The following is a 23,271-nucleotide window of genomic DNA, read 5'->3' as shown; positions in this document are numbered from 1 at the left end:
TGAGTTCATGACTCCTTTCTAGATGCGATGGGTATTTCCAAGTAAAGCACGTCATCTATGTAATGTATACGGGGGTTGTTTGGTATTAAGAAACGAGAGGTGATATTTAATAAACAACCCAGCATATGTCTTTATCGGTTAAAAGAGAGAGTTAGTTTACAGAATGACCCATTCATTATGGTATTTACTATGTGTAAATCTGGAATTAGAAGATATGAGAGGGAAGTATAAGATGGAAAAAAGCATATAATAGGTGGTAAGAAGAGTACAAAGAGTTATGTATAAAAGATTAGCTTTTAATGAGAGAGGAGGGTTCAGGTTATGCCAAAAAACGATAATATGCTGGCCATTTTATGGATGCTGAATTCGGGTGTAAAAATGACGGCAAAACAAATATCCGAAAAGTTAGAAATAAATATAAGAACAGTTTATAGGTATATTAACGCTCTATGCGCCAGTGGAGTGCCAATAATATCCGACACGGGTCATCATGGCGGGTATAGCTTGCTGAATAATTTTATTAGAGCACCCTTACTATTTGATATGGCGGAAAAAAAGGCACTCCTTCATGCTGCTGTTTTTGCAAAAGAAGCTGGATCTCCTTTAAGTGAGGCATTAAGCAGTGCGACCTCAAAATTGAAAATGTATTCGAATCAAGAGCATGAAAGTATACTTAGCCGTCATTTAGCCGGATTTGAAGTGATAAATCGCATGGGAGATCCTTCTCTTCAGCCGATATTGGCAGAATTGGAGCAGGCTGTAAGCAACGAATTTTCTGTAGAAATGGATTATCGCACAAGTCATGAAGAACAACCCAAGAATAGGGTGATAGACCCCTATGGAATGGTTTACTGGAACAACAAATGGTATACTGTTGCATTTTGTCACCTAAGGAATGAGATCCGTAGCTTTCGGGCAGAGCAATTTTTTTTTTACAGATCAAGCGTACTCCAAACCTATTTAAGCGTCCTGAGGCTTTTTCGGCTCGTGAATTTTTTATGCAAAATCTGTTACCTGATTTAGTGGGCAAGGACGGTTTAATTTCTTTAATGATCGAAGGCAGGTCAGAGGCATTGGATGACTTATGTCTGCATTGGTTTTTGGGGCATCATTTGAAAGAGCGAACATCCAATCAAGCCATCTTTTGGCTTGAGGAAAAATCACTTCATACCTATGTCCCTTATTTAATCCTACCCTACGGGAAATCAATTCAAGTCATCGAGCCACAGAGCTTGAAGGAAAAGCTTGTTGCGGTTGCGTCGGAGTTAATGGAATATTATCAACGTTAAAAGCTTCACTGACAGCGGATGTCAGTGAAGCTTTTTTATAATGAGGGTAATCATGGATTACCGAGAGCTGGTATCACTTGATAAATTATAAAATAAGGAGAACCTGTGAATGAATAGTACGGTATATCTTTATGTATTTGACACCATGGCAGACTGGGAGATCGGTTACTTAACTGCCGAACTGAACTCGGGGAGATATTATAAAAAGGGGCTGGGCCCATCCAAAATAGTTACTGTGGGAATGGAAAAGACTCCTGTAACTACCATGGGTGGATTGACAATCCTGCCTGACATCAAATTGGACGAGTGCGGTATTGAGAGCACGGATGCATTGATTCTACCTGGTGGAAATACATGGGCAGAAACCATTCACCAACCGATCTTAAAAATGGTTGAGAGATGTTTAGAGGAAGGTATATGGGTTGCAGCGATTTGTGGTGCTACCATCGGACTTGCTCAGGCAGAGCTGCTGAATTCACGTTGGCATACAAGCAATGATCTGGAGTATCTTAAAATGATCTGTCCCACCTATACGGGCGAAAAGTATTACAAAATGGAGTCTGCTATAACGGATGGAAAACTGATCACTGCATCTGGAACGGCTCCGTTGGAATTCACCGTACATGTTTTGAAAGCTCTGGGTGTGTTTTCTTCTAAAACATTAGAAGCGTGGTATAGTCTTAATAAGACTCGTGCATCCAAACATTACTATGAGTTGATGGACTCAATCCAATAAAGGTATGCGTAATAATTGAACTGTTAAGAACATTTAAAGGAGGAGTCAAAATGACCGAAAGCAGAGAATATGTGGGAGTGTCAGGTAAATATACAAAGAAGGGAATACCCAACGGCTTTACAGCTATTACCCCGTTTATTACCGTGAAGAATCCTTCGGAAGCAATAGAGTTCTATAAAAGTGTTTTCAATGCAAGGGTTAAGGATATTACTGAATACCCTGATGAGAATGGCAATACAATCATTGTTCATGCTGAATTAGATTTTGGAAATGGTTTTTTGCAGCTGGGAGCAGCGAATCCGACATATCAATTGGTCTTGCCGCCAGAAGGAGACAATGCGTGCTATTCTTTCGGGATTTACGTCATGAATGTGGATCAGGTCATTGAAAACGCGGTAGCAAGAGGAGCGAAAGTAAGGGAACCCGTTACAAACTTTGTTTCAGGTGATCGATTCGCAAGTATATTGGATCCTTGTGGAGTAAGATGGTCTATTATGACCAGGATTGAGGATTTGTCCGAAGAAGAAAGTAGCCGTAGGGTTGCTGAATGGGCCAAAAGCTTGAGTGGAGAATAAATGCATGCGATCACTTTTTGGTAAAACGTATTAAAAGTGACTATCTGCTGAAATGAGGTAATAGAAATTCGGGTGCCAAATAGTTGGCGAAAAATACGGCATCATTATCACCACATAAGGCAGTTTGAGCGCTATTCATTGTCAGTAATCTTTATATTTATGAAAGTAAGAGTTGGATGGTTCTTGGCGTATTTTAAGGTTTAACACTTTTCACAATTGTAAAACAAACAACCCCGGCCGAGAGGCAGGAATTAGCACATTACATGCTGTTTTCTGCGCCATCGTCACGCGACCTTACAAGAGTGTTAGGCAATTGTCATCTAGATCAATGGTATCAACCTAGCTGCTCCTCTATACTAATCCATTGATAGGATTATTTGTTAAGGGGGAGTTGGCGTGAGGTTTTTTGAAATGCTGCTATTCTTTTCAAGTGCTTGTTTGTTGGCACTTCTGTTCATTACCAATCAACGTATCCGAAGATCAGCTTTGCTCCTGGCAAGCGGAGCAAGCTCCATTTTTTTAGTGATACATTTGCTTGTCGAAGGATACAGGGTTCAGCTTTTATTTTTATATGGATTTACGATCCTGATGCTTTCACTTTCGCTTATAGACGTTTTCATAACGCCGAAAGTCGTTCGGACTACCTCGCGAATCCGTAGGGTGCTGGGCCGCCTTTTTATCGTGATTGGGCTAATCGCAACAGGGTGCTTCCTTTATGTGTTTCCTGTATTCGACTTTCCGGCTCCAACCGGCGAGTTGAAGGTAGGCACGCAAGTCTTTCATTTCATCGATCCAAGCCGAGAGGAGACATTTGGCAAAACTGAGACAGGCAAGAGGGAATTGATGGTTCAGGTCTGGTATCCGACTCAAGCTAGCATTGGCAAGTACGCTCCCTTTATTCCCGATACCGAGATTTTACGTTATATGGCCGCCAACTATGGCCTTCCCGGGTTTACGTTTCAACATCTGAAGTACGTATCCAGTCATGCTTATTCGGGAGCCGAAGTCTCTTCGGCACAGACTTCATACCCGCTGATCCTTGCGAATCCCGGCAACGGCTCGTCCAGGTTCCTCCACACGTCGCAAGCTGAAAATCTCGCGAGTCACGGATATATCGTGGCAGTGATCGACCACACCTACAATACATTTGCAACCGAGTTTCCGGACGGTCGAATCACGACCAGCACAACCGACGACTTATTCTCGCCCGACCATGATTACCGGACGGAAAGCGAAAATCGTGACAAGTTGGGAAAAGTTTTAACCGGTGATGTGGCGTTTACGCTGGACCAATTCGAGCTCATCCAATCGGGGCAGATTCCAAGTCATCTAAAAGGGAAGATTGATCTCGGTCATGTCGGGGTGTTCGGCCATTCCATCGGCGGAGCGACGGCCTATGACGCTTCTTACGATCCGCGAATCGCGGTTGGAATAGATTTTGATGGAGGGCTTTATCGACTGCGTGACAGAGAGGGTCTGCGAAAGCCGTTTTTGTTTATCAACTCGGAAAGCTATTTCGAAAAATTAAAAATGGTGATGGATAACCGGGTCTACACGGATGCAGAGCTTAAGCGTATGGGATCAACAAGAGAGTGGGAGGATCAAGTAACGGAAGATAAAAAGTTGGAGCTTGAACGGATGCGCGAAACGGTCGACGAAGGGGGACAAGTCCTCTATATCGAAAATACGGAGCATTTGAATTTTACCGATGTACAGTTCATTTCTCCGATTTTCAAAATGCTGGGCATTACAGGAAAGATTGCGCCTGAAAGAGCGAACTCCGTTATCAATGCCTATATGCTGGATTTCTTTGATATGTATCTGAAAAATCAAGGCGGAGTCTTAATGAAAGGACCGGATAGCCGCTTCCCAGAGGTGAAGTTCGTAACCTCGCTATTATAAATTACGAAACAGGCTACCGATTTTGATATGCTCCCCTTCAAGTAGACAGGTTTAATAAACAAACCGCTACTTGAAGAGGAGTTTTCCTTTGTCTAAGAAGAACGGATACAATACGATTGAGAAACTAGCCATCATACACATAAAATTTCAAAAATATATTCTGACCTGCTTCAAAGAGTGGGCCAAAGAGGGGCGGCTTGCCCCTCTTATTTGTGTGATGTTGAGCATTTTTATTTATTTACAGAAAGTGTAGCATTTAATTTCATAATTTTTCATCACAAAAAGGCTTTTGTCTCATTCAATGAGCGTGCTATATTCGATAAAAGCTGAATTGTATTCCTGATCTCGTGTTCCGTAGTGTCTGGGTGAATTGCACAGATTCGGAGAACCGTTTTTCCATTAAGTTGTGTTGTAAACACAGAGGCGTATCCACTGGTCACCATTTCTTTGGAGATCTTTTTATTGAGCGAATCTAATTCTTGCTCAGATAATCCAGCAGGCGCATATCGAAAATTAACAATCGCTAATTGTGCGGGGGATACAATTTCCCAATGATTATGTTTTTTGATTTCATCTTCAGCCCATTCTGCGAGTTGAACTCCATGCTCTATGGCTTCACCGACAGCATCAGTCCCCAAAGCTTGCAGTGTCACCCATAATTTCAAACTTCGAGCAGGCCGCGTTAATTCAGGGCCCAGATCCCAATAATTAATATGTTCTTCATTAGTCTCGGCATCTTTCAAATATTCTGGATGTGTGCTGAAGCAGTTTCTGAGCTGTTGATTTTCTTTGGCTAAAACTACGCTACAGGAATAGGTCTGCATTAACCATTTATGTGCGTCCCAGGTAATGCTATCTGAACGCGATATCCCGCTCAAAAGAGACTTATATTTCGAAGAAGCCAAAATCGATGCCCCGTAAGCTCCATCCACGTGTAACCAAATATTATGTTTTTCACATAGGTCAGCAATTTCGTTTAACGGGTCAATGCTTCCCGTATTGGTTGTGCCTGCCGTGGCAATGATCGCAAAAGGCTTCATGCCAGCCGTCTGATCCTCTATTACTTTTTTTTCTAAGGCTGAAACATCCATACGAAAATTTTTATCACTTGGAATCTTTCTGATCTGATCACTACGGAATCCGAGGATGCGTAGCCCTTTGGCGACCGATGAATGAGTTTGGTCTGAAACATAAGCAGTTCCAATGGCATATTCCTGCTCGGATAACTTTGCATTGCGTGCAGCTGCCAAAGCGGTCAAATTTGACAACGATCCGCCGGACAGAAATAAGCCTCCAGCCGTATCGGGATATCCTGCTTGGTCACACATCCACCGGATTACTTCCCCCTCTAGAAGGCTTGCGCTCGAACTCAGCATCCAGCTTCCGGCGTGGGTATTATAAGCGCTGGTCATGATATCTCCTAACCACGAGTAAAGAGACATTGGACTAGGAACCAATGCGAAAAAGCGAGGGTGTTGCATAAACGTTTGATAAGGATAGACGTTTTTCCTCATTTCATTAACAATTTCTTTTATCGGTCTTCCTTTTTTGGGAAAACCAATTCCCCTTAAATGAGCTATGGTATCCTCATCTGCAGTGTTGATTACTTTTTGAGAGCGGATATTGTTGTTTTCTGCCATGTATGAATGTATGAACTGCTCAATAATTTCACCTAATTGCTGATTTGGTTCTTGATTCATCATAAGCATCTCCATCTCCTTTGTTTAACTTCAACCAAAGTATAATATAACATCTGTTGTCATATTGTGATATTCACCGATTTCATCATTACGTTTATTTTTAGGCTCTTCGCTATTACGCAAAGTAATTCTCAAAGGCAAAGAGGGCTATAAAATCTCCGTTCAGTGCAAATGCTGGAAACGTGATGTTGGGAAGAGATAGTACTCCAGCTCAAGGCTGGTAAGTAGCTACATAGCTGCTGTGTGCTTGGATAGTAACGACGAGTAATTTTACAAGACAGCTAAGGAAACGGGGGAGCTTGTAATATAGGAGGGGGGAGGGGGAAACCTTAGTTATCTGAAAATAATTAAAAAAGAGAATAAATGTATAGTACTTGTAAATAAAGTGCTCGAAACGCTTTGCCAGATGTTGCAACTGAGCTACTTAAATATTTAAATAATGACTCCAATTAGAGCTCCAAATTCTTTAGGATTTTTATATCCAATGATTCAACTGGGAGTAAAAAAATACTGGTGGCCCTGAAATATGCGATAGGAGCCACCAGTACAAACTAAATTTATGATATTGTTACATAATATGAGCCAGCTATACTTTTACTGTATATACACAACACCTTAACTTCGGTCGGGAATTATTGTCCAATTTGTTCTAAGATTTGTGTGTAAGCATTCCTATAATGATCGGGGTTAGGATCTTCTCCTATTATCTTGGGTACGTCAAAGTCAGACAGCAGGAAATGGTGTTTGGGTTGAACTTCATGTCTTGCTAAGCAACTCTTGCAACAGGACAAGGGACAGCCGTCAATTGCAATGATGTCACGTCCCGATTTTGCTGTTCTGACAAGGGGTTTGACATCACCGCCAACACCAGCTATACAGGACATTTCAGCGACTTTTTCTCGATCCATTTGTATAGCGATCATGTTAGCGGTTTGTGCTGCGGAGGAACATCCAGAACAAGAATAGACAAGAGGTAAATCAGTTCTTTTCATCTTTGTACACTTCCTTGTTTTTTCTTTGTGATCCATTGATCACAGTATCTTTGGTTTCAGCTGAAATAAATTTAAAATTGTTTGTATTTTAACTTAAATTTACAGTCTAAACCGTGATTGTGATCACGACAATATTTTTGTGAAATCTATATAGGGCTAACTGTATGTATATATAAAATCAGCTAGATCTTTAGAAAAAAAGCTTATCCCAACTCATTGAAGTTGGAATAAGCTTTTGAAAGTTTAATGTTTAGGTACACTTAAACTAATCAATTTCCGTGTTAAAGAATTTTAGACAATTTTGTACCATCAAACTTGTCACCCCATCCTCTATTTTCTTCTATAGAAAATTTTAAAAATGGTTCTATTTTTGGCAGTGGAAAATTGTAATCTATCATGAGCTTTATAATTCTCTCTAAAGATTTCAAACTGCTTTCGCCGTATCCTTCGATTACAGTGTACGCATGACTGATACCAAGGTCATAAATACCTCGTAGTAAGGCGTCGACTGATCCATCAATATTTTGATATAAGCTATACAAATATATGAATTCATCTTTACTCAACTTCTCAAACTCTTCCTCCTCGTATGTTTTGAATTCTGTTAAATTCTCAGGAATTAATTCAACGACTATATCGTTCCAATCATCCAAGTAATGTATATTAGTGAATTCCCATAAATAATTTAAAACGATCTTCCAATCATTAATGTCATACTTCAAGACTATAATAGCGTTCTCAAAACAGCTAATACCAAATGCAACTCTACCTCTCATTGAAATATGCTTAAATTTTTCCATGTCCATCATCGTTAGTCTCCTTTATACCATCCGGTTAGTGCGTCAGTAACATTTCCTTTAAAAGTAAATGTGCAGTTTGAGTTTCGACATTATCTTTGTCTTTTTTTGATTTTGAGTATACAAAAAAAGCTCATTCCTACTCATAGATTCAAGTCGAAACAAGCCTTTGAAAGTTTATCAATTTTATGTCTTTTTTAGTGTTTGGTTTGTTGTATTGTAGGATCTTATTGTCACCTTGTACTCATAAGTTAGTTTTGGGATTCTTATAGCACCAATCTGGGTCATACGGTAATAATTTTAATTTTTGAATATCTTCCCAACTGTAAACCCAGTCATAATCTGCAATCCAAAAATAATCATCAGGATTTAGCTTGAGGTATTCATAAATAAAATTGAATATCAACTCTTGATTACCATAGATATCCTCAATATGACCGACTTGACACAGCAATAAATTTGTATCTAATCCTAAATCTTCGTGATAGTAAAAATAAATACTTGAACTGTTAATACTATGAATATAAAAGGTTAATGAAGATTCGTTGTTCGCCGCAAATGATCTATTATTAATATTCAGCGTTGTATATGAAAACTCCCCTTCATTTGAGTAATTTTTATTGTTGTAGAAATAGAGAGATGCATCCGAATGAAAGGCTGCAACTATAGTATCTGCTAACAGCTTCTCAGGAGAATATCTCTCTTTATTCGTTAAAATAACTGCCGAAGTCCCCATTTTTACTTTAATACCTCCTTGAGTTCATCTATAGAGTTTACAATAGTAACACCTTTAGATTTAATAACTTCCAATTTATTCAGATCGTTCTGATGTAAATTAGTCAACGGCTTGTCAATATATAAAATGACTTTCTTCTGGTTATGATTAAAATAACCGTCATGATTTACATTAACGTATTTATCAAACTGTTCAACATTTGTAACGGCTTTTAATGATTTCTTAACTTCAATAATTTCATCCTTAGTTACTACGTCAAAATCGCCCGCCGGGTTATCATCTGCCCTTTGAATTTTCTGGGCAAATGCTGTTACTTCCTTATTTTCTCTAACAGCAGAAGCTACTTTTGCCTCAGTAGCTTTTCCGGGGTCTTTACTGTTTAGAAGATTATCAATATCGCGATTAATATTTTTCGGATGTTGATCATCTCAAATTAACTCATCACCAGCCGAATTCGTATATTTGTTTTATTTCCACTCTTGACTACACTACCAACATTAGAAGCTTTTAGAGTATCCTCAGGAGGCTTGCTCTTGCTCGAATTCGGTAGTTTAGGTGACTCCTTAGGTCTACTTAAATTTTCCCCATTATAAATCGCTGAATCATTGAGCTCATCAATGGGTCTGTTTACACCTGGACCACCCTTTGGATTGGGTTTTGCAGGCGGATTTTCTGCAATAGGTGGCTGGCTGGACTTAGCAGGAGAACTTCCTGCACTCTCCATACCTATATGAGCTTTTACAATCCCATAAGTCGTGTCTTCGACTAAACCGCTTAGGCCTGTCCTCTCCATGTAATCTCCAGATTTTGTCCAACTCAATAGCATTTGTAGAGTCCACACCCATCGCTACTAAACCATCTTCGATGGCATTGAGAGTTCCTTCATCCCATACTTGCGTTCGTTTTGCGTTGACGATACGCTGTATGGCGGCCAATTTATTAGAATCTTTAATATCATACAGTGATAGTTTGCGCTTCTTTGTAATTTCAGTGCACAGTGCTTGCTCTGCTTGTTTTAGCTTGTTTTCATCCTGCCACCAGTTGACTAAAAAATAATCATATTTATTATGAATACCAAACGGCATAAGGCCAAGAGGAAAGCAAAAAAATAAGTCAATCATGGTAGTATCTGACCATAATCGACTCGTTCGACATAATTGAAAAACGTTATTTAGGATATTCTCATTTCACTTTTAACATGTAATAAACAGAAAGAAGTTACCTTCTATACCCGCTATTTTTAAAAAAATCTTCTTCTAAATAAGGATAATTCAGTAGCTCTAGATTTTCTTTAGTGATATACCTGGTTTGATATTCATCTAGATTATTATTGATATATAAACGCCCTTTAATTCTTTTTAATAGTGGGTATGAGGAATCATCTTCAACGATTAAATCTTGATCGTTCAATCGCAATAGTTTTCCAATAACTTCGAGTAGCTTTAACCATCCAATGTCAAAAGTACGTGATATAAATTGAATACTAATAAGAACATTTGTATCTACGCCGTGATCTTCGAGATTCATTTCTTGAAAACGTTCTAAATAGTCATCCTCATCATCTAAATTAATGCTTATAGAAAAATAAGTACAACTAATACTAACCTGTCGAGCATCAGACCAATCTTTTACTTCCACTTCATAAAAATTTATTTCCATTACTAACACTTCACATATCATATTATAAAGCAACTTTCCCAAGGCTTCTCTAGACAAATTAGAGCCAATAGATAACCTAAAGTCCATTTTACTCAAACCTCCAGTACGCTCTAGTTACTTGACGATCTTCAATGATTAGCAATTCATCTAAATGTTTTAAATCCTTATATGTTTGACTTTTTAAATTTTCAATAAGCTCGCGTCTTTTTTCAATAGGATAATCATTTAAATTTAACACTATTCTTCTAGCTTGTTTTGTAGTTTTCTCTCTGAGTGTATCAAGAATGTTCCGTAGACTCGTAGTTGTATCAGGAGCGTAACAATCAAATACTTGTCTCTCTATTATGAAATCTGGACTTTTTTTAGGATCAATACCATAACCATTTCCATTATCAAGTTCGTCAAGCATTGTTGTACGATATCCTTGTTCTGTGAGTACATCTGCAGCTTCATTTTGTCTTTCTAAACCTCGGCTACCTTTACCTTTAGTTTCAGCATAATTTCCTTCCGGTTTCCCCCCTCTAGGTAATGAAGGCTTAGTACTGATAGCATTCGGTCTGATTTTTGGTGTATAAGGAATATAATTAGGACCATATAGGTTGTATTCAGAACTAGTTTTCCAGTCTACATTATTATCGCCATATCTTGAACGGAAATATTCATCCCATTCTGGTCCTGTTCTAGGTATCTTTGCAGAATTACCCATCCCCTCAATCTCTTTATTAGGCTTCAGGTTTGGAAGTTGGGGTGGCTCTGTTTTGATTTTAGGACCTGCATGAATAGGTTCTTTAACGGGCAATTTTAGTGTAGGTTTCGGCTTGAAAAATGAACCGGTTCCCTCAACAATCCCTACTAGACCAATAATGTTGGACCAATGTTCTGCTGACAAAGGATCTTTAGGTGTCAACGCTCCACGTATAGTCTCTGTTATTCCGAACGTAGCGAAATTGATAGTATCGCTACCAGAATTCCCCTGATTACGTGCACGCTCCATATAAGCCTGATAGATTCTCTTAGGAATACCGTACGACAAGTAATCCAAATATGCACCAACTGAATCGTAGCGTTTTTGGATCCTTTCCATATTAGCTTCATAAATTTCTGTTCCTATTTCAGTTAGGCTATCTGCCGACTTTGTAGTCACATATTGTGCTGTGTGTGCCTGTTCCATTGCTATTTGACTTTTTATCATCGCACTACTACCCGTATATTCCAGGTAACGATCCCACCAAGACTTAGGCTTCTCAACTTGTTGTTTAGGCTGTTGCTGTGCCATGCGGCTGTCGTAATCGGCTCTCCAGCGTTTTCTTACTTCTTCCGGAACCTGCTGATACGCATGAACCATGGCATTCGATTCTTTAAGCAGGTTCTGTACTAGTTCCAATGGGCCACCGGAATGCGCTATATGACGGGCGCTCGTAAACACTTTCCCAAGAATCCATTTACTATAATAGGCTTGTTTAGCTTTCTCATGCTCGTGTAGACTAATCAACCCTTGCATAGCCAAACCAGCCAAGTGTTTCAACGGATGAATGCCGTTCCCCTTACTGCCTCCAACGGTAGGGGTTCCTTTGCTCCGAACAGGGATCGCTGCAGTTGCTCTCAGAATCATACCTCCCGCAGGTCCGCCTAAAGCTCCCGCAACAACGCCAGCCACTTTTCCCATCACTGGAATGGAGCCTAATAGCTTGGACACCGTACCCATCAAGGCATTCGCCTGTTGAAGCTTTGCTGGACTGGTGACTTTTGCTTTAGGGGTAGAGGCTTGGCTGCTAGATGAATCCCTGGCTGCCGATTGAGCTGCTTCATACGCTTTTATACTCATCAATGGTGGCTCAGGTACAGGAGGGAGGTCAGCTACAAAAACGGGAGCCTTTACCGTTCCTTCCTGATATATCACCGGAGCTTTGGTATCCGTCTCACCATCCAGTACCATACTGCTGGCTCCGCCTTTTAGATACAGAGCCGTTCCAGCTTCGAGCAAAAGCTCCTGCCCAGCATCAAGCTTGACGTGACCACCCTGAATCTGCACGTTTCCTGGACTGTCAATCGTAATGCCGTTACCTTCATGCAGTGTAATGGAAAATTCACCGGAGGTGGATAGGGTCAGCTCCTGCTCAGACATTTCGACGCTGCTACCTTGCACATGTTGCCATACCTTCACATTTGGCAGACCACTTGTGTGGCGTTGTTGTCGCAGTGAATCCGTGACATAGGCATCTTGTTCACGATGGGTAGGCAGATACAGTTCCACCTGTTCCCCGATTTCGGGCATGCTGTACCAGCCAATATGTTCTTCGGCGACATAACGGGTGGCTACGGGAAACCAGCAGGCTTTGGCAGGATCTTGCTTCGGATCGATGTCCAGTTGTAGCTGTACAAAATCTTGCTGTACCTTGAGCACCGTTGCTGTCAGCGAGATTCCAGTAGCCCGATCGTTTTCATTACGGGCATAGCGGATATCTTGTTCGGCTTGAAGATCATAACGGGTGCGCAGTAAGCCATCTGATAAGGTTGTCACGGCTCGAGCTACGACCAGTTCTTTGCCTTGTCCAATAGGTAACGTGATGAGGTCACCTAGTGCATAAAATTGCAAGCTTTCGATCATATAGGTGATATATGAGCCAGTACGTTCTCCCGGCTTTTCCGCATCCAACTCATGAAATGTTTTCCGTACTCGATAAAATACATCCCGCTCCACCTTATGCTGCTTGCCTTCTGGCATCCCGAAGAAAACCTTGGGCGAGGCTGCGGTTACCTCTGGCACAAGTACGGAACCAAAGCGAGAAGCAAGACGTTTTAAAAACGCCCAATCGGTCTCATCATATTGTAAAACAAATGTTTCTAGTTTGGCATGGTTGCTTACCGTATCAATGGCATCTCCGTACTGATATTTTCGAACCAGCGCAGTGACCAGATCATCATAGGTACGGTGAATATCTTGATAGGAGCGCCTTTTACGCTTAATATCCATCTGGTATGAATGGGAAGCGGCGTCCAGTTCAAACGTATACACGCCTCGCACACAGTGTACGGACATACGTGTAACAATCCCATGGAACAGCCTTCTTAGCGATTGTCTCTGATCATTTAACTGACGAATCACAATCGGCTCATGCTCTATATTTTGACCGATACAAGCTGCCCCCTGTTCTTCGGAGAGCATCCCACTGATATGTAAGTAGGTATGATCGTTAATTGTACGTGTTATTTGAAGTTGTTCGATGTGTAGGGGCTGAAAAGGACCATAAAAGCGTAGGCTTTCATATCCGATCCCATCTGATAATACGCTCAAGTGAGTTCATAACTCCTTTCTAGATGCGATGGGTATTTCCAAGTGAAGCACGTCATCTTGCATTTGCTTCTGAATTATCGAAGCTGCAGATGAGTACAACAGTGAGTCAAAATAGATATGTATTACAAGGTTTGTACGCTATAAAGGGACGAGAGATGATATTTAATAAACAACCCAGCATATGTATTTATCGGTTAAAAGAAAGATTTAGTTTACAGAATGACCCATTGGTTGGGGGATTTACTATGTTTATTTTTGGAAGTAGGAGGATGAGAGGGAAGTGTAACATGAGTTAATTAGGAATATGGTAATACGCCACATGGTTTGCCATTTCGATGCTTTTTGTGCTGCCTAATCAGATACTTAAAACCAAATGATACCCTACCTAACTAAACGATCTAAATTTAAAAATGGAGTGATAGAATGATAAGGGGACTTGTGCTTTTAAATAGTGGGAATATTGAAGATTACTTACCAGACTTATATGATTGGGAGTCTTACTGAAAGCAAAAAAGAGCAACATACTTGCCGACCCATAATCGAACCTCCTCCATATAACAATTATAAAGAGAATGTACTGAAAAGGCTTGCAAATGGCAATTAATATATATCTTGGTTGATAAAAGTAACAGTAATAAGCGGATAGGATTGGAGTTGAACAAAATTTATGCAACGGTTGCAGCATGTAGTCAAGCTTCTATAAAATGATTAGAAAAATTCCATTTTAAGCTGGAGGGAACTTATCGAGAGCATTATTGGTTTAGTGATGGTTCGATATGCGATCAATACCATTATTCTTTGCTAAAGAGACAGTATGCTAGCTTAGCTGAAAAAGAAATAGAAGGAAATTGAACTATTATTTTTAAAATGGAACGAGTTAATCAAGTAAATCCGTTCCATCCTCTCGACACACGTTGAGGCCGTAGTAAAGCTAGACTTTCTGAGATGGATATTGTGAACAGACCTGAATTCTCGGAATGGGAGGATAAGCATCATTACAAGCAAGCATTGGAGAATGAAGCTTTGTACTGGCAGGGCATGAAGGACGGAGCACAGTTTGTATATGTTGTATTAGAGATGATGCTTCATGATAAGAGAAAGAAGAATAGCCAATGGAGATTAGATGGTTATAGAGAACATTAAAAAAGATGCTGGGCACCTACCAATCTGGTCATACCCCTGTCAAGTAGACAGGGTATGACCAGATTGGTAGGTGTTTTAATTTGTCTTACGTTATGGGACACAGGCTCAGGCTTTTCAGCTCAATTCATCTTGATTGACTATGCTTGCAACTTACCCGCACGAATATCATCTGTCATGCCCGCGTAAGGTGCCTGGGCAATCAACTTCTCGTTGTTCACACCTGCATTTTCAATGAAAGTAATATATGCGAATTCAGGAACTACATGCTTCGGATAAGTCTCATACTTTTCACGCGATTCTTCCATCAGAGGGATGAAATCATTTTGATAGCGTACATTAATCTCTGGATGCTCATGCACCCATTTCGGAAAGAAAATAATACCATGCATGGTTAATGAAATGGCTGGATGGGTTCAGTATCGGAGAAGCTTCGCCGAAAGAATCATAAACTTTAAGTCGGTATAAGTCGATTAAATAATTAAGGGCTTATATATACACAAATTTCTATATTAGAACATACCTAGCAGTGAACTTAAGCCCAGGCATAGAAGCCGTATCTAAAAATAGAATTCATTCCAGGAGGTAAGCTATGAATAAGAGAACAGGCTTTAGATTTTTAGTTGTAATTATGATGATTTATGTATTTACTTTTAATCTGGGTGTGGAAACTGTAAAGGCAAATTCCGTATATTATGTTTCTACAACGGGGAATGACATCACTGGAACCGGTACACTATCAAATCCATGGAAAACCATACAAAAGGCAGCAGATACCATGAAAGCCGGAGATACCTGCATCATACGAGGTGGTACATACCGGGAAACAGTAACACTTCATACTTCCGGAACTTCTGCAAAACCCATAAACTTTGAGGCTTATACAGGAGAGAACGTAACGGTATCCGGTGCCGATCCGGTTACTGGCTGGAAAAATTACTCCGGATCCATCTATTATGCGGAAATGAAGGGTTCCCTTGGAACAAAAAATCAGATATTTGTTAATAAGCAAATGCAATTTGAAGCCAGATGGCCCAATTCACCAACACTTGATCCCTTAAATTTAACATATGCAACAGTTGATTCCGGTTCCACTACAACCATCAAGGATGGGGACTTAACTCAGCCACCTGGATACTGGGTTGGCAAAACGGTTTGGAGTGTTCCGGGAACAGGCTACAAATCTTATAAAAGTACCATTACCAGCTCAAGTGACGGCTCCATTACCTTTGATCAAATAGATACTTCAGCGACAGGCGGTAACAGCTATTATATTACTGGTAATCTTAAAGATCTTGACAGTGCGGGAGAATGGTATTATGACAGCGTTACTGGCAGACTTTATTTATGGGCACCTGGTGGAGTTGATCCGAATACTTTGACAGTAGAAGCAAAGAAGCGGACTTATGCATTTGATTTAAGTTCCCACTCTTACATAAATATTACCGGAATTAATATCTTTGCCTCCAGCATTAAAATGTCTAATTCTAATTACTGTAAAGTTTCTAATATGATTGCGGAATATGTCAGTCATGATTCGGATGTTACCAGACAATACAGTACAGGGATATTTATGTCCGGTACCAATAATGAGCTTAGAGACAGTACTTTGACCTACAGTTCCGGTAATCTGGTGAGTATAGAGGGAACAGGAAATAAGGTAATTAATAATCTTATTCATGAAGCAAATTATTCGGCAGCGGATATTCCGGCAATCTATCTATTGGGGGCAAACCATCTAATCAGTCATAATACGGTATATAACGCTGGGCGTTATCTGATATTTATGCCTACCCAAAACAGCCAGATACAATATAATAATCTGTACAATGCAGGAAAGCTGACAAAAGACTGCGGAATACTCTATGAATTTGCCTGGGATGGGCAAGGGACGGTAATTCATCATAATTACATCCATGATAATCTGGCAAAGAACTATTCCGGCACTGGTATCTATCTGGATAACGGTAGCAAGGGCTATACTGTGCATCATAATGTTGTATGGGGAAACTATACAGGGATAAGATTGAATACACCCAGTAATTTTAACCTGATTTATAACAATACCACCTACAGTAACGGAAATGTAGGATATTGGGGAAGTAATTTTCAGTCGGATATGTACGGCGACAGAATTTTCAACAATATCTTTACTACAGCCTTTACACTGCCTGGTACTCATATAGAGGGAAATAATATTACCTCAGAAACCAATCCGTTATTTGTGAATCCCACAGCATATGATTTCAGGTTGCAGTCTACTTCTCCAGCTATTAATGCAGGGGTTGTAATATCTGGAATCACGAATGATTATGTTGGTTCGGCACCGGATATTGGAGCATATGAGTTCGGTGGCACTGACTGGACTGCCGGGCATGATTTTTCTTCACCTCCGGACCCGGTTTTTGAGAGTGTCAGCTTACTTTATGTTAATAACGTAAGGCAATCTGATTTCGAGAGAGGGATAATCTCACCATGGGCAGCAACATATTCAGATACTGCTGCAAGTGTATCGGTACCAAGAAGCGGCTCTAAGAGTGTTAGATTGGGACCCGGAGAAGATGGTATCGAGCAGGTACTTACGGGGCTAAGTCCTAATACCAGCTATATGTGTACCGCCTGGGTTAAGGCAGACATAGGAGGGCGGATTCAGATTGGCGTTAATGGCTTTGAAGGAACGGATGCATCCGCAACATCTGACAGTACATCCTGGACAATGGTAAACATTCCTTTTACAACCGGTGCAGGCGCTACTAGGGCAACAGTGTATGCTTACAAGAATCCTGGTACAGCATATGTTTATGTGGATGATTTTGGGGTAGTTGAGCAATAAATTATTTTACTGGTTTTATGTTTGACAGGATTGTCAGAAAGTCAGAAAAACCAAGACTGCCTTGGGGCAGATGGATCAGGAGGGACACTTTCAGTGAAAATAAAAAAAGAAAGACATAAAGACTCTGATCTAAAAATGATAGATTTTCCGCCAAGGGGCGACCAGCCCTTAGGGTCATCATTTTTGTACACTCAAGGCATGTGGAGTGCGTGGTCGTAATATGTCGAGATGAGAAGCATTAATATACGAGGGTTTAAGAGCAATTTGAATATGTTCCTGCATTCAAAAAATTGTTTTAGGGTTGAGTGCGGGAATATATTTTATTTACATACATAAGGCACATGTGTAAGCTGTTTGTTCCTTGATTTATAAGGGGTTTGAGTGATTCCAGCAAATATGCACTGAGCAGTAAAGTATATTGTGGATGCTGTGGAGCCATTTTTAAACGCCGAACCTGGAACAGCAATAATCCATCCAAAAAAGTAGTATGGCAATGCAAAACGTATGTCAATGAAGGTAAAGCAGTTTGTGATGCCAAATCGGTTGATGAACAAATTTTACATTCTGCGTTTGTACGAGTATTTAATCGGATGTATGAGAACAAGAAAGAATTCATTAAAACGCTGAAGGGCAATATTGAATCGGTACTTTCCAGCAAAGTAGAACGAGACCCCTTAGTTGAAATTGAAGGACATATGCAACAATTGAAATCCGACCTGAAGGAATTGGTAAATCTCAAGTTGCGGAATCAGATTGATGAAATTGTATATGATGAAGAAACGAACAGACTTTCCAGTGAGCTCAACGAGCTACGGCAACAGATGCTGATACTAGAGCAGGAGAAAGAGCAGCAAGCAAAAATTAAGGAACGTGTGAATGAAATTATTCAAGTACTAAGCTTACGGGAAGATATACTGGAACAATTTGATGATAGCCTGTTTAATGCGTTGGTGGAGAAGATAACCATTCTCTCACCAGCGCATTTTGTTTTTACCTTGGAAAGTGGAATGAGCATAGATGAAATATTGGACTAATAGAATCATAGGCTAAAGTGATCAAAAGCTAACGAGTAACTGTGGGTTGTATGATGGGAAGGATCAATCGAATCCCGTCTTTAACTCCTTTCATATAGGTAGATTGTTTGTCCTGACTTAGTTGATAGCCTACTGCTTCTTCCCATTCCGATAGCAGACGTTGAATATCTTCGTTTTGGTTGGTTTTGAATTCATCCATTTGAGTGAATAGATTTTTGTCCTCAGATAAACATGAAGCCTGTCGTTCACTGGCTAGTTCAAATTGATAAACGTTGGCGTAATGCTTCTTGAAACCAATCTGGCCAATTTGACATTGTGTATTTTCCCTCCCGTGGTTTGAGTGTGTGTATGTTAACTCTGATGGGGAGGGATGGCAAGTCATTGTTTTGTGTGGAGGGATGTTGAATTATCTTTAAAAATATATTTTGCATTTGGATTTGTATGTAGATTTAATCATTGGAAAAAATAACCTATTTAAGTAATAAGGATAACAAAAAACAGGTCAATCATGGTGGCATCTGACCATAATCGACCTGTCAATGTAACGGAAAACCGTTATTTAGGTGATGAAATTCAAGCATTGATGTGTGCGTACAAACTAAATGACGAAATCTTTATACGCGTATTATATGGGTTAAATGTATTATTGCTTGAATGATGGGTTCATTCGGCACTGGGTGGTGTCTACTCATCAACAAACCTCAATAGGATAAAAGACCACAATACGGGTGGCTATCTCGTATTGTGGCAATGTTGGTTGTATTGTACGATCTTGTTGTTGGAGTTCTAAATTAGTTTACACAATATCGTGCAGCCCTCCACTAATCGCCATACCCAACCACTATTCTTCAATACCATATTTGGATTTAATTCTTAACAAATATTCGTTTATCTCATCTTTTTTATCTGAGTTCTTTTCAATATAGAAATTACACGCTACCTGCAAATAATCATATAGTTCTTTATAACTGACAATATCATAATTATCATCTACTCCATAATAAAACAAAACCCTATTCTCACCAAAATAACCTTCATCCCCAACATCGTATTCATCTGAATAGATTACTCCCATATAATCTCGTCTCTCAATATACTCGTTTAAAAAACCCTCTAATACCTTAACAATATCATGTTCCAACACAAAATCACCAAGAACATCAATGACTGAGCCTTTTTCAAATCCTTTTTCTTCATACATGAGAATCAACTTATTTTTATCATTGTAAACAGTGTTCATCATGTTATCTCCTTAATTTTCTCCAAATTTCAATACCGGATAAAAGTTCTCGATTTCTCCAGTATCAATATTTTTTATCCCTTCAAACTTCAATCCATTACTTGAAACTCCTCGGATTATTTGCTTATTTGCTTGGCTTTTCAATTGATTTACTCTTTGCGATTTTATACCTTCTTCCATAGCCTCTTTTCCTAATCGAACAATATCATCACTGGAGATTACATTAGGGTCATATATGGTTTTCTTAAGAGGTGGCTTATCTTCTTTTGGAATAACTTTATATTCGCCTGTTCTTTTTCCTTGGTAGTTCTTTACTTCAACCTTTAATCTGTATTCAATATCAGATATTCCTGAGATATCCGGATGATTTGTTCTTCCTACTTCTTCATATCCATATTTCCCATTTATGTCAAAGAATTTCTTAAACTCCTCATAATTATGCCCACCACTGACACCTTTCCAATCTGTACATTTTTTAACTTCTCCGGTTAAATGTTCAATATGGTAACCTTCTTTATACTTAAGATTACCCGTCCCCTCAGTTTCAGGCAGTTGCGATTTAACAATTTCTTTTTCCTTTTTTAAATATTCTTTTATATTTGAGGCTTTTCTTGTATTTGTACTCTTATTTACATTATATATGACCTTCTTTTGAATTTGACTATTTTCTTCTCTAGCTGCTTTGGAGGCAGTCTCTCGTAGCGTTTTCCTTGCCTGTTGATCCTGTTGTTTATATTGGTTTTTCGTTGTTAACCTTTCATTTGGCTGTGGCTTGTAGCCTTTGGTTTCAAGAGTTTGGTTAATTTTTTGGGAAGCTACGTTTTCTGTAGCTTCTATTTGTTGTCTCGCTAATAATTCCTGGACTCTTACTTTTGCACTTACTCCAGAAGAAATATTAAAGAACCCTTTCCCTCTACCCAGTTTTGAAAGTATCCCCTCTAATTCTTTAGTATTGTCCATACCCCCTCGACCACCAACCATAAGAGGGTTTTCTATGGAAATAGCATAGAACATCCACTTTTTTTCTTCTTCGGTTATACCTTGCTTCCTAGTTTGCATGAAGAAATCATCATCTTCGGGATAATTATGTTTCCATTCACTATAGTATTGGACATCGGGTTTACCGTCACGAGTACGTACAACACCATCTTCTCCTCGATAACTCCCCGGTTTAAGTTTGGGCCTACGGTCTTCGGTATATATGTTCCTTCGATAATCCTGCCAGATCTTTTCGTAGTCTTCTTCTGTAAGCTCTGGTGGTGCAGCTTCTTTTTCTGCTTTAAGAACAGCTTCAGCCCTAGCTTTTTCTTGTTCTTTATATTCCCTCAGCATCCTATCTTTAACACTTTTAGGTACTTGTTGATAGGCATGAACCATGGTTTTCGATGTTGTCAGCAAGTTTTGGATCAGCTCTAATCGGCTGCCGGAATGTACTATTTGACGTGCGCTTGTATACACTTTCCCCAGAATCCATTTGCTATAGTAGGCATGTCTCGCTTGCTCATGTTCATACTGAGTAATTAACCCTTGTAATGCTAGACCAGCCAAGTGTTTCAACGGATGAATGCCGTTCCCCTTACTGCTTCCAACGGTAGGGGTTCCTTTGCTCCGAACAGGGATCGCTGCGGTTGCTCTCAGAATCACACCTCCTGCAGGTCCACTTAGCGCTCCTGCAACAACGCCAGCCACTTTTCCCATCACTGGAATGGAGCCTAATAGCTTGGACACCGTACCCATCAAGGCATTCGCCTGTTGATGCTCTGCTGGACTGGTGACTTTTGCTTTAGGGGTAGAGGCTTGGCTGCTAGATGAATCCCTAGCTGCTGACTGGGCTGCTTCATAGGCTTTTATGCTCATGAGTGGCGGCTCAGGCACAGGAGGGAGGTCGGCTACGAAAACCGGTGCCTTCACCGTACCTTCCTGATATATCACCGGAGCCTTGGTATCCGTCTCACCATCCAGTACCATGCTGCTGGCTCCGCCTTTTAAATACAACGCCGTTCCAGCTTCGAGAGAAAGTTCCTCGCCAGCATTAAGCTTCACGTGACCACCCTGAATCTGCACATTCCCTGGACTGTCAATCGTAATGCCGCTACTTTCATGCAGTGTAATGGAAAATTCACCGGAGGTGGATAGGGTCAGCTCGTGCTCAGACATTTCGACGGAGCTACCTTGCACATGTTGCCATACCTTCACATTCGGCTGATCATTTATGTAGCGTTGTTGTCGCAGCGAATCTGTTACATAGGCATCCTGTTCGCGGTGGGTAGGCAGATACAATTCCACTTGTTCCCCGATTTCAGGCATATCGTACCAGCCACTATGTTCTTCGGCGACATAACGAGTGGACACCGGAAACCAGCAGGCTTTAGCAGGATCTTGCTTCGGGTCAATGTCCAGTTGTAGCTGTACAAAATCCTGCTGTACCTTCAGCACCGTTCCTATCAGCGAAATTCCAGTAGCCTGATTGTTTTCATATCGGGTATAGCGGATATCCGGTTCGGCTTGAAGATCATAATGGGTACGCAGTAAGCCATCTGCTAAAGTTGTCACGGCTCGAACCACGACCAGTTCTTTGCCTTGTCCAATAGGTAGCGTGATGAGGTCGCCCAGCGTATAGTATTGCAGACTTTCGATCATATAGGTGATATACGAGCCAGCACGTTCGCCTGGTTTTTCCGCATCCAACTCATGAAATGTTTTCCGTACTTGATAAAATACATCCCGTTCCACCTTATGCTGCTTCCCTTCTGGCATCCCGAAGAAAACCTTGGGCGAGGCTGCGGTTACCTCTGGCACAAGTACGGAACCAAAGCGAGAAGCAAGACGTTTTAAAAACGCCCAATCCGTCTCCTCATATTGTAAAACAAATGTCTCCAGTTTGGCATAGTTGCTTACCGTATCAATGGCATCTCCGTACTGATATTTTCGAACCAGCGCAGTGACCAGATCATCATAGGTACGGTGAATATCTTGATAAGAGCGTCTTTTACGCTTAATATCCATCTGGTATGAATGGGAAGCAGCCTCCAGTTCAAACGTATACACGCCTCGCACACAGTGTATGGACATATGTGTAACAATCCCATGGAACAGCCTTCTTAGCGATTGTCCCTGATCATTCACCTGACGAATCACAATCGGCTCTTGCTCCATATTTTGACCAATACAAGCTGCTCCCTGTTCTTCGGAGAGCATGCCACTGATATGTAAATAGGCATGATCGTTAATTGTACGTGTTATTTGAAGTTGTTCGATGTGTAGGGGCTGAAAGGGACCATAAAAGCGTAGGCTTTCATAGCCAATCCCATCTGATAATACGCTCAAGTGAGTTCATAACTCC

The 23,271-nt window shown here is 40.3% G+C and carries 17 protein-coding genes and 2 pseudogenes; 7 read left to right on the top strand and 12 right to left on the bottom strand.

The window, feature by feature from the left end; genetic code table 11:
- The first annotated feature begins 321 nt into the window (after nucleotides 1-321).
- From ACN6NF_RS17770 to ACN6NF_RS17755, 4 genes and pseudogenes are all read left to right on the top strand, one after another.
- Nucleotides 322-1,289: pseudogene (locus ACN6NF_RS17770) on the top strand (helix-turn-helix transcriptional regulator).
- Nucleotides 1,290-1,398: 109 nt separating this feature from the next.
- Complete coding sequence (locus ACN6NF_RS17765; protein WP_474318840.1) at nucleotides 1,399-2,025, top strand: type 1 glutamine amidotransferase family protein; 627 nt, start codon at nucleotides 1,399-1,401, stop codon at nucleotides 2,023-2,025.
- A gap of 50 nt (nucleotides 2,026-2,075) precedes the next feature.
- The gene (locus ACN6NF_RS17760; protein WP_474318838.1) at nucleotides 2,076-2,600 is read left to right on the top strand and encodes a VOC family protein; all 525 of its coding nucleotides are present in this window, start codon (nucleotides 2,076-2,078) and stop codon (nucleotides 2,598-2,600) included.
- A gap of 396 nt (nucleotides 2,601-2,996) precedes the next feature.
- A complete protein-coding gene (locus ACN6NF_RS17755; protein WP_474318837.1) occupies nucleotides 2,997-4,502 on the top strand; it encodes an alpha/beta hydrolase family protein in 1,506 nt (501 codons plus the stop codon).
- 275 nt (nucleotides 4,503-4,777) lie between these two features.
- Here the strand turns inward: ACN6NF_RS17755 and ACN6NF_RS17750 are convergent, their stop codons facing one another.
- The 8 genes from ACN6NF_RS17750 to ACN6NF_RS17715 form a co-directional block, all read right to left on the bottom strand.
- Entirely contained in the window at nucleotides 4,778-6,205 is a 1,428-nt protein-coding gene (locus ACN6NF_RS17750) for a pyridoxal phosphate-dependent decarboxylase family protein (protein ID WP_474318836.1), read from the bottom strand.
- A gap of 629 nt (nucleotides 6,206-6,834) precedes the next feature.
- Nucleotides 6,835-7,194 (bottom strand): putative zinc-binding protein, encoded by a 360-nt coding sequence (locus ACN6NF_RS17745; RefSeq protein ID WP_013311396.1) that lies wholly within the window; start codon nucleotides 7,192-7,194, stop codon nucleotides 6,835-6,837.
- Nucleotides 7,195-7,475: 281 nt separating this feature from the next.
- On the bottom strand, nucleotides 7,476-8,003 hold the full coding sequence (locus ACN6NF_RS17740) for a hypothetical protein (protein ID WP_474318835.1): 528 nt from the start codon (nucleotides 8,001-8,003) through the stop codon (nucleotides 7,476-7,478).
- A 232-nt stretch (nucleotides 8,004-8,235) separates the two neighbouring features.
- Entirely contained in the window at nucleotides 8,236-8,727 is a 492-nt protein-coding gene (locus tag ACN6NF_RS17735; RefSeq protein WP_474318834.1) for a hypothetical protein, read from the bottom strand.
- Nucleotides 8,728-9,160: 433 nt separating this feature from the next.
- Nucleotides 9,161-9,451 carry a hypothetical protein gene (locus tag ACN6NF_RS17730; RefSeq protein ID WP_474318833.1) on the bottom strand — a complete coding sequence of 97 codons (291 nt, stop codon included), beginning with the start codon at nucleotides 9,449-9,451 and terminating at the stop codon, nucleotides 9,161-9,163.
- Nucleotides 9,423-9,848 carry a hypothetical protein gene (locus tag ACN6NF_RS17725; RefSeq protein ID WP_474318832.1) on the bottom strand — a complete coding sequence of 142 codons (426 nt, stop codon included), beginning with the start codon at nucleotides 9,846-9,848 and terminating at the stop codon, nucleotides 9,423-9,425. The genes ACN6NF_RS17730 and ACN6NF_RS17725 overlap by 29 nt, the downstream gene beginning before the upstream one ends.
- Before the next feature lie 97 nt (nucleotides 9,849-9,945).
- Nucleotides 9,946-10,473, bottom strand: a complete 528-nt coding sequence (locus ACN6NF_RS17720) for a hypothetical protein (protein WP_474318831.1) — start codon at nucleotides 10,471-10,473, stop codon at nucleotides 9,946-9,948.
- Nucleotide 10,474: 1 nt separating this feature from the next.
- On the bottom strand, nucleotides 10,475-13,681 hold the full coding sequence (locus ACN6NF_RS17715; protein WP_474318830.1) for a CdiA C-terminal domain-containing protein: 3,207 nt from the start codon (nucleotides 13,679-13,681) through the stop codon (nucleotides 10,475-10,477).
- Nucleotides 13,682-14,626: 945 nt separating this feature from the next.
- Here ACN6NF_RS17715 and ACN6NF_RS17710 point away from each other — a divergent pair.
- The gene (locus tag ACN6NF_RS17710) at nucleotides 14,627-14,824 is read left to right on the top strand and encodes a hypothetical protein (RefSeq protein ID WP_474318829.1); all 198 of its coding nucleotides are present in this window, start codon (nucleotides 14,627-14,629) and stop codon (nucleotides 14,822-14,824) included.
- 137 nt (nucleotides 14,825-14,961) lie between these two features.
- On the opposite strand, the pseudogene ACN6NF_RS17705 reads toward ACN6NF_RS17710, so the two are convergent.
- A pseudogene (locus ACN6NF_RS17705) lies at nucleotides 14,962-15,213 on the bottom strand (phenolic acid decarboxylase); the annotation flags it as partial.
- Nucleotides 15,214-15,413: 200 nt separating this feature from the next.
- Between ACN6NF_RS17705 and ACN6NF_RS17700 the strand changes: the two are divergent.
- Entirely contained in the window at nucleotides 15,414-17,654 is a 2,241-nt protein-coding gene (locus ACN6NF_RS17700) for a carbohydrate binding domain-containing protein (RefSeq protein ID WP_474318828.1), read from the top strand.
- 377 nt (nucleotides 17,655-18,031) lie between these two features.
- Nucleotides 18,032-18,688 carry a recombinase zinc beta ribbon domain-containing protein gene (locus ACN6NF_RS17695; RefSeq protein WP_474318827.1) on the top strand — a complete coding sequence of 219 codons (657 nt, stop codon included), beginning with the start codon at nucleotides 18,032-18,034 and terminating at the stop codon, nucleotides 18,686-18,688.
- Nucleotides 18,689-18,716: 28 nt separating this feature from the next.
- Here ACN6NF_RS17695 and ACN6NF_RS17690 read toward each other — a convergent pair whose 3' ends face one another.
- The 3 genes from ACN6NF_RS17690 to ACN6NF_RS17680 form a co-directional block, all read right to left on the bottom strand.
- Nucleotides 18,717-18,887 (bottom strand): hypothetical protein, encoded by a 171-nt coding sequence (locus tag ACN6NF_RS17690; RefSeq protein WP_290404879.1) that lies wholly within the window; start codon nucleotides 18,885-18,887, stop codon nucleotides 18,717-18,719.
- Nucleotides 18,888-19,529: 642 nt separating this feature from the next.
- Nucleotides 19,530-19,928, bottom strand: coding sequence for a ribonuclease toxin immunity protein CdiI (gene cdiI / locus ACN6NF_RS17685; RefSeq protein ID WP_017426820.1), 399 nt, complete (start codon nucleotides 19,926-19,928; stop codon nucleotides 19,530-19,532).
- A gap of 12 nt (nucleotides 19,929-19,940) precedes the next feature.
- On the bottom strand, nucleotides 19,941-23,255 hold the full coding sequence (locus ACN6NF_RS17680; RefSeq protein WP_474318826.1) for a contractile injection system protein, VgrG/Pvc8 family: 3,315 nt from the start codon (nucleotides 23,253-23,255) through the stop codon (nucleotides 19,941-19,943).
- Nucleotides 23,256-23,271 lie beyond the last annotated feature (16 nt).

The sequence above is a fragment of the Paenibacillus sp. TSM33 genome, assembly GCF_056099025.1.
This window is presented reverse-complemented; position numbering and strand designations above follow the sequence as displayed.